The organism is Mycobacterium sp., assembly GCF_032159565.1.
GTDB lineage: Bacteria > Actinomycetota > Actinomycetes > Mycobacteriales > Mycobacteriaceae > Mycobacterium.
Genome location: NZ_JAVHWR010000169.1, coordinates 1 through 12,516 on the forward strand (window position 1 = coordinate 1; position 12,516 = coordinate 12,516).

Annotated in this window: 13 protein-coding genes; 8 read left to right on the plus strand and 5 right to left on the minus strand. The window is 66.0% G+C overall.

The window, feature by feature from the left end:
• The coding region (locus QOC76_RS22420; RefSeq protein ID WP_526360514.1) for a CaiB/BaiF CoA transferase family protein at positions 1-739 on the plus strand (739 nt) is incomplete at its 5' end.
• Here QOC76_RS22420 and QOC76_RS22425 read toward each other — a convergent pair.
• The 3 genes from QOC76_RS22425 to QOC76_RS22435 are packed head-to-tail and all read right to left on the minus strand — an operon-like array spanning position 708 to position 2,977.
• Entirely contained in the window at positions 708-2,048 is a 1,341-nt protein-coding gene (locus QOC76_RS22425; protein WP_526360516.1) for a TetR/AcrR family transcriptional regulator, read from the minus strand. The two genes, QOC76_RS22420 and QOC76_RS22425, sit on opposite strands and share 32 nt — an antisense overlap.
• Before the next feature lie 12 nt (positions 2,049-2,060).
• Positions 2,061-2,543: a MaoC/PaaZ C-terminal domain-containing protein gene (locus QOC76_RS22430; RefSeq protein WP_526360518.1), complete on the minus strand. Its 483-nt coding sequence runs from the start codon at positions 2,541-2,543 to the stop codon at positions 2,061-2,063.
• Entirely contained in the window at positions 2,540-2,977 is a 438-nt protein-coding gene (locus QOC76_RS22435; RefSeq protein WP_526360520.1) for an FAS1-like dehydratase domain-containing protein, read from the minus strand. The genes QOC76_RS22430 and QOC76_RS22435 overlap by 4 nt, the downstream gene beginning before the upstream one ends.
• Positions 2,978-3,055: 78 nt before the next feature.
• Here QOC76_RS22435 and QOC76_RS22440 point away from each other — a divergent pair, with 78 nt between their 5' ends.
• On the plus strand, positions 3,056-4,540 hold the full coding sequence (locus QOC76_RS22440; RefSeq protein WP_526360522.1) for an aldehyde dehydrogenase family protein: 1,485 nt from the start codon (positions 3,056-3,058) through the stop codon (positions 4,538-4,540).
• Entirely contained in the window at positions 4,540-5,673 is a 1,134-nt protein-coding gene (locus QOC76_RS22445; RefSeq protein WP_526360524.1) for an NDMA-dependent alcohol dehydrogenase, read from the plus strand. Before QOC76_RS22440 ends, QOC76_RS22445 begins: the two co-directional genes overlap by 1 nt.
• Before the next feature lie 84 nt (positions 5,674-5,757).
• On the opposite strand, the gene QOC76_RS22450 is transcribed toward QOC76_RS22445, so the two are convergent.
• A complete protein-coding gene (locus QOC76_RS22450) occupies positions 5,758-6,846 on the minus strand; it encodes a Gfo/Idh/MocA family protein (RefSeq protein ID WP_526360526.1) in 1,089 nt (362 codons plus the stop codon).
• Between the two features lie 98 nt (positions 6,847-6,944).
• On the opposite strand from QOC76_RS22450, the gene QOC76_RS22455 reads away from it, so the two are divergent.
• Positions 6,945-8,129: a transposase gene (locus QOC76_RS22455; protein ID WP_526360528.1), complete on the plus strand. Its 1,185-nt coding sequence runs from the start codon at positions 6,945-6,947 to the stop codon at positions 8,127-8,129.
• 47 nt (positions 8,130-8,176) lie between these two features.
• Here QOC76_RS22455 and QOC76_RS22460 read toward each other — a convergent pair whose 3' ends face one another.
• Positions 8,177-8,968, minus strand: coding sequence for an SDR family NAD(P)-dependent oxidoreductase (locus tag QOC76_RS22460; protein ID WP_526360530.1), 792 nt, complete (start codon positions 8,966-8,968; stop codon positions 8,177-8,179).
• 134 nt (positions 8,969-9,102) lie between these two features.
• Between QOC76_RS22460 and QOC76_RS22465 the strand changes: the two genes are divergently transcribed.
• The 4 genes from QOC76_RS22465 to QOC76_RS22480 are packed head-to-tail and all read left to right on the plus strand — an operon-like array spanning position 9,103 to position 12,510.
• A complete protein-coding gene (locus QOC76_RS22465; protein WP_526360532.1) occupies positions 9,103-10,362 on the plus strand; it encodes a cytochrome P450 in 1,260 nt (419 codons plus the stop codon).
• Positions 10,363-10,388: 26 nt separating this feature from the next.
• Positions 10,389-11,162 carry an enoyl-CoA hydratase/isomerase family protein gene (locus QOC76_RS22470; protein ID WP_526360630.1) on the plus strand — a complete coding sequence of 258 codons (774 nt, stop codon included), beginning with the start codon at positions 10,389-10,391 and terminating at the stop codon, positions 11,160-11,162.
• Positions 11,163-11,164: 2 nt separating this feature from the next.
• A complete protein-coding gene (locus tag QOC76_RS22475) occupies positions 11,165-11,590 on the plus strand; it encodes a Zn-ribbon domain-containing OB-fold protein (protein ID WP_526360534.1) in 426 nt (141 codons plus the stop codon).
• Positions 11,587-12,510, plus strand: coding sequence for an SDR family NAD(P)-dependent oxidoreductase (locus tag QOC76_RS22480; RefSeq protein WP_526360536.1), 924 nt, complete (start codon positions 11,587-11,589; stop codon positions 12,508-12,510). Before QOC76_RS22475 ends, QOC76_RS22480 begins: the two co-directional genes overlap by 4 nt.
• Positions 12,511-12,516: the final 6 nt, after the last annotated feature.

Consider the following 12,516-nt stretch of genomic DNA (forward strand, 5'->3'; position numbering starts at 1 on the left):
CGACGTCGCGCGAGCCGGGGTCTCCATCGCCGACATCGCCGCAGGCATGTTCACTTTTTCAGGAATTCTCGGTGCGCTGTACGTCAGGGCAACGACGGGTGAGGTTCGCTCGGTGTCGGTGTCACTGCTCGACGCACTGGTCGAGTGGATGGCACAGCCCATCATGTACGGCCATTACGGCGGCAGTGCTCCGCGGCGGACCGGAGCGCGGCACCCGACCATCGCGCCGTACGGACCGTTCACTGCCGGCGACGGCGGAAGCGTATTGCTGTCGGTGCAGAACCAACCCGAATGGCGCCGACTGTGTGAGGAAGTGCTGGACCGGCCGGAGTTGGTCCGCGATCCGCGGTTTGTCGATAATGCCGATCGGGTCGCTCACCGTGACGAGCTGGAGTCGATCATCACCGCGGCGATCGCGGAGCTGACCACCGCGGAATTCGCGCAGCGCCTCGAGGACGCCGGGGTGGCGAACGCGCGGATGAATGACGTGGAGCAGGTGTGGAACCATCCCGTGCTGGTCGAGCGCAACCGGCTGCGCGAGTTCCGCACACCCGGCGGCGTCGCCATGGCGCATCTGCCGCCCACCGCGATCGCCGGAATCGACCCGTCGCTCGGCGATGTGCCCGCACTTGGCGCGCACAGCGCAAACATACTGTGCGACTTGGGTTATTCGCCGCGGGAGATTGACGAGCTGATGAGTAGCGGCGTTACGACGCTCGGCCGAAGAACCCGCGCTTGATACAGCTGATCAAGAGATTTACGACGCTGTCGTCGTCGAGGGGTTCGGGCAGATCGAGCGCGGCCTGCGGGACCCGCGTCACGAGAGCGCGCACGATCAGCGCGGCGACGATCGGATCGAAGGGGTAAGGCCCTGGCCGGCTGATCAACATCCTGGCCGCGCCGATGTCCATCAGGACCTGGCCGTTCTCCCCTATCGCGACGATGACGGGATTGTCGGCGGTGCCTTCGGCCCACGCATCGATGCAGCCCGAATAGCGGTCGTAGAACTCGACGTAGGTGGCCACCCAGTTCCGCAGGCTGGGCTCGGCGTCCAGCGGATCAACCTGAGCGATGCGGTCAGCGAACGCCCTTCCCGCTTCATAGATTTCGGCGCCGACCGCGGCGAGCAGGTCCTGCTTGTCGCTGAAGTACTTGTAGAAGGTTCCGCGGGCGACGTCGGCCGCCTCGACGATGTCATCCACGCTGGTGCTGCGATAGCCGCGGGCCCGAAATTGGCTTGCACCCGCGTCGGCCAATGCGGTGACCGTGTTGACCGCCCGCTTGCTCAGGTTCGCGGTCCGGTCACTGATCGAAAGGCCTTCGATATCGGGTGCAGGCGGCACCTCGATCGCATCAACATCTGCAGCCGGGTCGGCGCTGGCATGCAAACGCAGCGAGGTCAACACCGACGGCGGCGTGTCGGGGAACAGTGCGAGTTGCAGGAACACCGACAACGTGTCCACCGCCGATTTCGCGCTACGCCCGTAGGCGCGATCGGTGTGCACGAACAGGTTGATGCGATGCACCAGCGCCGTCATCATCATCGCCGCCGCCTCGGGGTCGAGGCCGCTCACCCCCGAAGCGGCGAGCCGCTCGGCGACGCGGTGGTTGTAACTCCGCACGAACGACGTGATCTGCGGGCGCACTTTGGTGTCCGAAGTCGCGATCGCGGTCCACTGCACGAACATGGTGGAGTACTTCTCGAATACCCAACTCCACTCGCCCAGCCACCAATTCAGGTTGTCGAACCCGACCTCGTCGGGACCCAGGGGGCCGATCCGGCGGGCCACCCGGAACAGGGCGCTACCGCATTCGTTCAGCAGTTCGAGGAAGATTTCGTCCTTGCCGTGGAAGTACTGGTAGAGCGTGGCGCGCGAGACGCCGGCCGCCTTTGCGATGGCATCGACGGAGGTGTCGAAGTAGCCGAGCCGGCCGAACAGTTCGAGCGACACCTCGGTGATCCGGGTGCGGGTGCTTGCTCCGCGGGCGCCGACCGCCGGGCTGGAGGGGCCGTAGCTGGATCGGCGGACGATGGAGGCTTCGGACATGGTGCAACCAGCCTATGGCCGAAAGGCGCGGTCGGCGCCGCGCGGCGCCGCATTTCGCGAGATCAGGAATTCGGCCGTCCCGGTGACCGCAACGCCACCGGTCTGCCGCCGAACCGCCAATTCGACCGTCACCCGGTCGGCATCGCCGTCGGACACGACCGAGGCGACGGTACCGGCGCAGGTCAGCACGTCGTCGGGCCAGACCTGCTCGCGGAAACGGACGGCGAAGCGGCGAACTGTGTCGGCGCCGAGCCAATCGGTGGCGAACGTCGCCAGCAGCGAAGCGGTCAGCATCCCCTGGCCGAACACCGACGGGTAGCCGGCGGAGCGCGCCAGCTCGTCGTCGTAGTGCATGGGGTTGAGATCTCCCGATGCGCCTGCATAGCGGACGAACATCTGCCGGGTCAACGGGCCGAACTCACGGGGCGGCGCCTCGACGCCGGGTCGTACCAGGGCGGGCGCGGTCTGGGTCCCATGCTCTTCGCCGGGTCTCATCGCCGGGCCGCGGTCTCGATGAAGGTGGCCTTGGCCTCGGCGACCAACGTCCCGTCGGAAGAGCGGTACTCGGTGAGTACCGTCGCGAACCGCATCGTTCCGCCACGCTTGCCCGGCTTGGAGAAGCGGTCGACGATCCGCTCGTGGGCGGTCAGCACGTCACCCGATCTCGGCGGTAGCGTGTGAAAGACGTACTCCTGCTCTCCGTGCAACAACCGCTTGCGGTCGAACCCGACGTCCACCCGAGAACCCGGGGGCGCCCAGCGGGCAGCGGTGGTCAGAAAGGTCGGCGGGATCATCGCGTCGGGCCCGCGATAGGCGGGATTGTCGGATCCCATGGCGTCGGCGAACTCGGCGATTTTCCCGCGCTCGACCATGACCTCCCACGGCGACCCCGCTACCGGGCCGTCACCTGCGTCCAGCGATGAACTCATAGTGACCAATACTGTCAGAAAAACGGCTCGTGCGGAACCATATTTCCGTTTTCTGCACGTATAGCCGCTTGTCCAAAGATGACATTCCTGCCAGAATCAGCCGTTATGTTGGAGTTCACGGCGAGCTACGTCGCCGGGAAATGGACGCCGGAAACCGGCGCAGAAGGCCGGCTGCAGGTGTGGTCGCCGGCCAGCGGTGAGTTGCTGGGCACGGTGGGCACCGCCGGTCAGGCCGAGGTGGATGCCGCTGTCGCGGCCGCTCGCGCGGCGCTGGCCTCGCCACCGTGGCGCGATGCGTCTGCCACCGACCGGGCGGCAGCCATCGGACGACTCGCCGACGCGCTCGCCGCGCGCAAGGGCTTGCTCGCGGACCTCACCACTGCCGAGATCGGCTCGCCGCGGTCCTGGAGCACGTTCGGGCAGGTGCTGACCGCCGTCGGAGTCCTTCGGGCCTATGCGGCGATCACGCCCGACTACGTATTCGAATCGACCCGCCCCGCGTTTGCCGGCGGCACCGTGCGCGTCCGGCAGCTGCCGGTCGGTGTGGTCGGCGCGATCATCCCGTGGAACACGCCACTTTTCATCGCCGCGTTGAAGCTCGGGCCTGCGCTCGCCGCCGGGTGCACCGTCGTGCTCAAGCCCGCACCGGATGCGCCCCTGAGCATCGCCGTGCTCACCGAGGCGATCGAGGAAGCGGGCCTGCCCGACGGCGTGGTGAACGTCGTCAACGGCGGGGCATCCACCGGCGAGGCGCTTACTGTGCACCCCGACGTCGCCAAGATAACCTTCACCGGGTCCACCGCGGTGGGCGAACAGATCGCCGCGTCCTGCGGATCGCGAATCCGCCGGTGCAGCACCGAACTCGGCGGGAAGTCCGCAGCGATCGTGCTGCCCGACGCGCCGCTGGAATCGACGGTGGCCGGACTCGTCACCGGGGTGATGGGGAACAACGGCCAGCTCTGTGCGGCACTCACCCGAATCCTGTTGCCCCGCAGTCGATACGATGAGTTCGTGGCCGCGCTCACCGCGGCGGTTGCCGACCTGGACGTCGGCGACCCGGCCGACAGGTCCACCCAGATCGGACCCGTCATCAACGAAACGGCCCTTGACAGGATCGAGGGATTCCTTCAGCGGGCGCGGGACGAGGGAGCCACCGTGCTCACGGGTGGGGACCGCACCGGTGGGCCCGGATGGTTCATTACTCCCGCGGTCGTCTCGGCGACGAACGACATGGAGATCGCGCGCGAAGAGGTCTTCGGCCCCGTCGCGGTCGTGATCCCATACGACGATTCGGTGGACGACGCGGCGGCCGTCGCCATCGCCAATGACTCGCGCTACGGACTGGTCGGCGCGGTGTGGTCGGCCGACGACGACCGGGCCGCCGACGTGGCGTCGCGACTGCAAGTCGGGTCGGTGGCGATCAATTCCACCGCAGTTCTCGACTTCGGCAGCCCGTTCGGCGGTTTCAAGATGTCGGGCATCGGCCGCGAAGGCGGCCCGGAGGGAATCGCCGGATTCCTCGAGTATCAGGCCATCGTGCGCCCACCCAGAAAGGACAGTTGATGCAGACGCAGGCGGCGGTGCTCTGGGAGCGCAACAGCCCGTGGTCGGTCGAGACCATCGATCTCGATCCGCCCAAGGCGCAAGAGGTCCTGGTCGAGTTGCATGCGTCCGGTATGTGTCACTCCGACGACCACCTCGTCACCGGCGACATGCCCATCAGGCTTCCGTGCATAGGCGGCCACGAAGGCGCGGGCGTCGTGAAAGCGGTGGGCGACCACGTTTCCTGGCTTGCCCCGGGTGACCACGTGGTGTTCAGCTTCATCCCGTCATGCGGCCGTTGCCGATCGTGTTCCACGGGTCATCAAAGCCTGTGCGACCTCGGCGCCAAGATCTACTCAGGCATGCAGATCTACGACGAGACGGCCCGCCACCACGCTGCCGGTCAGGATCTCGCATTAGCCTGCGGCGTAGGGTCTTTCGCACACCACACCGTCGTGCACGAAGCGAGCTGCGTCAAGATCCCCGAGCACTATCGCCTCGACCTGGCCTGCCTGCTGGGATGTGGGTTCATCACCGGATGGGGGTCGGCCGTTTACGCCGCCGATGTGCGACCGGGCGACACGGTGGTGGTCGCCGGGGTCGGCGGTATAGGCGCGGCAGCCGTGCAGGGTGCCCGACTGGCCGGTGCGCGCACCATCACCGTGATCGATCCGTCGGAGTACAAGCGGGAAGAGGCCCGCAAGATGGGCGCCACCCACACCGCCGCGGACTGGACAGAGGCCAAAGGTGTTGTCGCCGAGGCAACCTGGGATCGGGGTGCCGACCGGTTCATCTGCGCGATGGGTGTTGGCGACGGCCAGCTGATCGGGCAGGCGCTGGCCATGACGGCCAAGCGCGGACGAGTCGTCGTCACCAACATCCACCCGATGCTGGAACGCGACATCAGAGCGAACCTGATGGACCTCACCTTGACCGAGAAGCAGATCGTGGGGACGCTGTACGGGTCGGGAAATCCGCGCGCGGACATCCCCAAAATCCTCGAAATGGCCAGTGCCGGCCAGGTCGATCTGGAGTCGATGGTGACCAGGACCTATCCGTTGGAGAAGGTCAACGACGGCTACGCCGACATGCACGCCGGCGCGAACATCCGTGGGGTACTGATATATCCGGCCGCCGAGGTGTCCGGCGGCTAACGGAGCTTTCGAGCCCGACGCCGAGATGGTCGAAATGGCGCAACCATCTCACACTTTCGCGCCCAAACGTCGGTTTGGGCGGAGTTAGACGGTTGCGTGTACGCGTTCCCAGCCGCCCCCTTGGGCTGAGCGCTGCGCGGCGTCGATCACCGCAAGGCTGAGCAGTCCGTCGTCGAACGTCGCGGCTGCGCTCTCTTTACCGTCGAACGCAGGCAGCCAGTCCTGCAGCATCAGTGCCATCGCCCGCGCCGCATGTCCGGCCAAGCCCTTCGGCAGATGCTCGGGGTGAGCGGGTTCACGTTCACCGACCGCCAGCGGACTCAGGCCGTCGTCGGTGGCCAGCCCCGAAAGATATTCGGCAGAGCGGAGATCGCCGTCGCCGATGATGGTCCCGTCGGCGCCGAACAATTCGAGGCGGTAATGGTCGGCGTGCGCACCCATCACCGACACGCTGAGGATGGCGGTGATTCCGGACTCCATCCGCATCAGCAGCGCTGCGGTGTCGTCGGCGGTGACGGTCAGGGTTTCGCCGTCGGGCAGTTCGCGAACCGGTTCACTCGTGCGGACTTCGGCGCACACCGACTCCGGTCGCCCCAGCAGGCTGCACAGAAAGTCCAGGTCATGCACCATCATCCCGGCGAGGTATCCGCCCCCCTGATCGCGGTCGTACATCCAGCGCGCCTGCGGCGGATGGCTCGGATGCCAGTACGACGCGCTGCGACTTACCCTGGCGAGGTACTGCTTGCCGAGAAAGTCCTTGCCGACCAGGTCCGCAACCGCCAACCAGTCCGGGTTCCAACGGTTCTCGAAGCAGCAGGCGGTGGGCCGGCTCGACTTGTCGGCGGCGCGCACCATGTCGCGTGCGGCATCCAGATCGCCCGCCAACGGCTTCTCACACAGCACGGCCTTGCCCGCATCGAGCGCCGCCAATGTCATGTCGCGGTGCAGCACCGTCGGTGTCGCGACAGATATGACGTCGAGATCGTCGCGCGTGACGAAGGACTCCCAGTCGGTCGAGGTGTCGGCGATGCCGAGTTTGGCCGCGACACGTTCCAGCCGCTCCGGCGTGCGCGCACACAGCGCCACCGGCTCGAAGCCGTCCGCCGCGCGGAAGCCGGGGACCTGTACATGGCTTCCCCAGCCCACTCCGATGATGCCGACCCGCAGGTTCATCGGTGACTTGCGGCGTGGAAATCGCTGGCGTTAACAGGGGGAGGAAACACGGCCTCTCCTTTCGGTGACTTGTCGGTGGTGGCGATTACGTTGCCAGGGTGGCGCGATATCGGTTGCTTCCTACTACTGAGCAGCAAGTGGAGTTGGCGGAGCATTGTCGCCACGCTCGGTATGTGTGGAACCTGGCCGTCGAACAGCAACTGCACTGGCGGCCGGGACGTCACGCGCCCGGCTATCACGAGCAGTGCGCTCAGTTGACGGCAGCCCGCGCCGAGTATGACTGGCTGGCGGCCGGCTCCCAAACGGTGCAGCAGCAGGCGTTGCGCGATTTCGCTCAGGCGATGCGGAACTTCTTCTGTGGGACGCACCGCCGCCCGAGGTGGCGCAAAGCCGCTGTGCATGAAGGGTTTCGGCAGGTCGGGGTCAAGTCGTATCAAGTCAAGCGTCTGAATCGCCGGTTGGGTCGGGTGTGGGTGCCCAAGGTCGGCTGGGTGCGCTTCTGGCTGTCGCGGCCGGTCCCTGAAGGGGTGAAGTCTTACCGGGTCACCCGTGATCGGGCCGGCCGCTGGCATATCGCCTTCGCCCACGTCGCTGGTCCGATCACCGGTCCCAGCGATGGCAGCGTGGTGGGTATCGACCGCGGGGTTGTGGTGTCGGCCGCGTTGTCGACCGGTGAACTGCTCCACCCACCTAGTCTCACCCCGGGTGAGTCGAAGCGGCTGAGGGTACTGCAGCAGCGCCTCGCCCGCGCCGAGCTTGGCTCGCACCGACGCGCTCGCACGAAGTTGGCGATCGCAAAACTTAAGGCGCGGGAGACCGATCGTCGGAAGGATTGGGTCGAAAAGACGACCACCGATATCGCGCGGCGCTTCGACACGGTCCGCATCGAAGCTCTTGACGTGCGCGCGATGACCCGCAGCGCGCGAAGAACGGTCGAGCAGCCCGGAGTGCGGGTCGCACAAAAGCGGAGTCTGAACCGTGGCATCAGCAGAAGCGGATGGGGTCTGTTGGCTGCGCGTTTGCTGCACAAGGCTTCTGGTCGGGTCGAGCAGATTCCGGCCACGTACACGTCGCAACGATGCTCCGCGTGCGGGCATGTCGCGCTCGAAAACCGTAAGAGCCAAGCGGTCTTCGAGTGCGAAGCCTGCAACGCAGGGCTGTGCAACGCCGACGTGAATGCTGCACGCAACATCGCCGCCGGACGGGCGGTGACAGCACGGAGAGACCTCGGCGCTAGCCGGTCTGCGAACCGTGAACCTCAACTCTGCTCTCCTGCCGCATAGGTAGGTAGATGGGGTTGAAATCCCCCGGCCTCAGCCAGGGGAGGACGTCAATAGGGCGCTCCTCCGTCTATTCCGATGGTCTGCCCGGTGAGGAAGCCGCACCGCGGCGACAACAGAAAGGCGATCAGCGCACCGACTTCGTCGGGTTGTCCCGGGCGCCCGAGGGCGGCGTCGAACCCGAAGTCCTCGATCAGCGCACGCTCGAGCGCCTCGTCATAGGGATAACCTTTGTTCTCGGCGACGTAGCCGCGAATCGCGTGCAGCGCATCGGTTTCCACCGCTCCCGGCGCGATGCAGTTCGCCCGGATGCCGTTCTTGCCGTGTTCTCGTGCGATGCCGCGCGTGAACGTCGACACGGCGGCCTTGAGGCTGGCATACGGCAGCCGCGGCTCATGCGGAGCCCGCGCCGAATACGCCGCAGTGGTGACGATCGAGCCCTTGGTGTCGGCCAGATGCGGCAGCGCAGCCTGCACACTTCGAGTGGTCGCAAGCAGCACATCGCGGAATGCGGCCTCCCACGCCTCGTCATCGGAGTCGATCGGCATCATGCCCGCGGTGCCCATAGTGATCGCGATCCCGTCCAGCCGGCCGAGCAGCCCGACCGCTTCTCCGACGGCGGCCACCGCCTCACCTGGTCGGCTCGCGTCGTGCGCCAGACCGAAGGCGGTTGCGGCGCCGGAATCCGCCAGTGCGGCGGCGGCGTCAGTGGCTCGGGCTTGGTCACGTCCGACGACGACCACCGAGGCTCCGTCTGCAGCGAGTACGTGCCCGGCGGCCAAACCCATCCCCGCCGATCCGCCGATGATGACGTACGCCTTGTCGCGCAGCCCGAGATCCACTCATACATCCCTTCGCGGTAATGACAGGATAGTCAGAACTGTACAATAGAGCGTAGCGCCGTCGTTTCATATTCGGCTCTTTCAGCTGGCTACAGGCTGTTGTACTTTAGTGACACTAATGCCAGAATTGACGGGTGCTCGTGCATACAGACGAACGTGAGTTCGCCCCACTCATCGACCTGGGGTGGTGGCAGGAGTGCCCTGCCGAACGGCCGGACCTGTATCGACGGCTCCGTGAGGCGGGGCGTCCGGTGTTCGTCCGTACCAATCGCCAGGACGCGCCGAAGGCCCGCGGTTTCTGGGCGGTCGGCGCTCACGCCGACGTGGTCGACATCAGCAGGCGTCCCACCGAGTTCGGCTCCGGGCAGGGCACCCAGATCTTCGATCAGACCCCGGAAATGCGCGAGTACCGCGGCTCCATCATCGACATGGACGATCCGGAACACATGCGGCTGCGCAAGATCGTCTCGCGCGGCTTCACCCCGCGGATGCTTTCCGAGCTACGTGGACTGGTTGAGGAGACCACCGCCGAGATCCTCGACGAAATGCCGGCGTCGGGCCGGTGCGATTTCGTCGCCGATTTCGCGACCCTGCTGCCGCTGCGCATCATCGACAACATGCTGGGCGTGCCCCGCGAGCACGAACAGTTCATCTTGAGGGCCACGAACGTGGTGCTGGGTGCATCCGATCCCGAATATGTTCCCGACCAGACCGCTGCGGGTATCGAGGCGGCCATCACCGAGACGAGCGAAGAGCTGATCGAGCTCCTGAAGGGAATCGCCGAGGACCGCATCGGCCGCCCGACCGACGACGTGATCAGCAAGCTCGTCACGTCCGACGAGGAGAACCTGACGCCGCGGGAACTGGCGAAGTTCTTCATCCTGCTGATCGGTGCGGGCAATGAGACCACCCGCAATGCGCTGACACACGGCCTGCACATCCTCAGCGGTCATCCCGAGCAGCGTGACCGGCTCGTCGCCGACTACGAGACCCTGGCGTCGACCGCCGTCGAAGAGATCCTGCGCTATGCGAGCCCGGTAATCCACATGCGTCGCACGGTCACTCGCGACGGGGTGGCGCTCGCGTCCGGAACCCACACCTTCAACGCGGGAGACAAGGTCGTCGTCTGGTATCCGGCCGCCAATCGCGACCCGGCGGTGTTCGCCGATCCAGAGGTGTTCAACATCGCGCGCACCCCCAACAACCATGTCGCGTTCGGCGGTCCCGGCCCGCACTTCTGCCTCGGCGCACATCTGGCCCGGCTCGAGCTCAACGTAGCGTTCAAGATGCTCTTCGACCGCTACCCCGACATCGCCTCGGTTGGCGAGCCGGTGATGCTGCGTTCGAATTTCGTCAACGGCATCAAACACTTGACGGCAAGCTACACACCGTGAGCAACGAGCCGACGATACTGTCCGACATGGCGGGCGGCGTCATGACCATCACGCTGAACCGGCCCCAGGCCGCCAACGCGGTACGACCGGAGGACCGCGACGCGCTGATAGCGCTGCTGGGCGCCGCCGACGGCGATGAGAAGGTGCGGGTGGTTGTGCTGCGCGCCAACGGCAGGCATTTCTGTGCCGGCGCGGATGTCGGGTCGTTGGCCGACCGGCGCGCCACGGTCGAGAAGCGCGTCATGGATCCGATGCGCCGAATCATGAACGGTGCACAGAAACTGGTGGCCAGCGTGCTGGACTGCAACAAGCCGGTGATCGCCGCAGTGCAGGGCGCCGCAACAGGTGTCGGCGCACACATCGTCTATGCGTCGGACCTGGTGGTGGCGACCGAGAATGCCTACTTTGCAGAATCTTTCGTAAAACGTGGCCTGGTAGTCGATGGCGGTGGCTGCTATCTGCTACCGCGCCGCATCGGCATGCAGAAGGCCAAGGAGATGGCATTTTTCGGTGAACGACTCACCGCCGCAGACGCTTTGACACTCGGGTTGGTGAACCGGGTTGTGCCGGATGACGAACTCGACACCGCCGTGGCGGACTTCGCCGATCGTCTCGCTGCCGCGCCGACCACTGCGGTGGCCCTCACCAAACGCCTGCTCAACGACTCGCCCGACACCGATCGCGCAGGCGCGTTCGTGGCCGAGGCGATGGCACAGGAGGTCCAGTCGTACTCCCACGACTCCAAAGAAGGCGTGCAGGCGTTCATCGACAAACGCCCTACCGAGTTCACCGGCGGGTAGTCGTGGCGCGAGCAGACATTCCGATCATCGATGCGGCCAGCGCACCCTACTGGGACGGCGCCAGGCAGGGCCGGCTGCTGATCGCCGAGTGCGGGGCGTGCGGCACGGTGCACCATTACCCTCGGCCCTTCTGCCCGCACTGCTGGAGCGATGACGTACATCCTTTGCGGGCCAGTGGAACCGGCACGCTTTACACCTACTCGACGGTGTACGCCAACGACCTACCACCGTTTCGCGAGCGGCTGCCCTACGTGGCCGCGATCGTTGAACTGGCCGAAGGCCCACGGGTGATGACAACGATCGAAGGCGCCCAACCCGACGCGTTGCGGGTGGGAATGGCAGTCACCGCTTCCTTTCGACCCGTCGACGCCGACGACCCCGAGAGCCCGTATCTGACCGTCTTCACCCCTAGCGAGGAGCCAACGTGACAGGTCTACTCGACGGCAAGATCGCGCTTGTCACCGGCGCCGGCCACGGCATCGGTCGCGGTCACGCACTCGAACTGGCCAAGCACGGGGCCACTGTGATCGTCAACGATCTGGGCACGACACTCGCCGGTGAGGGCACAGGCAAGGTTGCCGACGAGGTGGTCGCGATCATCGAAGGCCGTGGCGGCAAGGCGGTCTCGGACTTCAGCGATGTCGGTGACGAGGAGCAGGTGGATCTTGCCGTCGAACGAGCGTACTCCCAACTTGGCAGGCTCGACATCGTCGTCAACAACGCAGGCATCGTCCGCGACAAGGCGATCTGGAACATGAGCGTCGACGACTTCGACCTTGTGATGCGGGTGCACGTACGGGGCAGCTGGCTTACCAGCCGCGCTGTTGCGCGCAAGTGGCGGGTCGAGTCCAAGGAGACGGGCTCGAAGGTGTACGGCCGGATCATCAACACCACATCCGGCGCGGGCCTGCACGGGCACTTCGGGCAGACCAACTACAGCGCGGCGAAAGCGGCGATCGTCGGACTGACCCAAACGCTGAGCCTGGAACTGGCATCGATCGGCGCCACCGCGAACGTCATCAGCCCGGGCGGACGGACCAGGATGTCCGCCACGATGCCCGGCGCCGCCGCGCCGATCGAACCCGACGAGCGTGCCGAGGACGACTTCGACCCGAAAGACCCATCGCTGGGTTCACCGGTGGTGGCCTGGCTTGCCAGCCCCGAGGCCGGTCACGTCAGCGGGCAGGTGATCCGAGCGCTCGGCGAGAACCTACAACTGCTCAAGGGCTGGCAACCGGTTACGACGGTGTCGAACAACCAGAAACGCTGGGACGCGGACAAGCTCGGGACGATCATGGCCACCGACATCTTCGGCACTCGCAATACCGGGTTGCGACTGGGCAGTTAGCCCGTC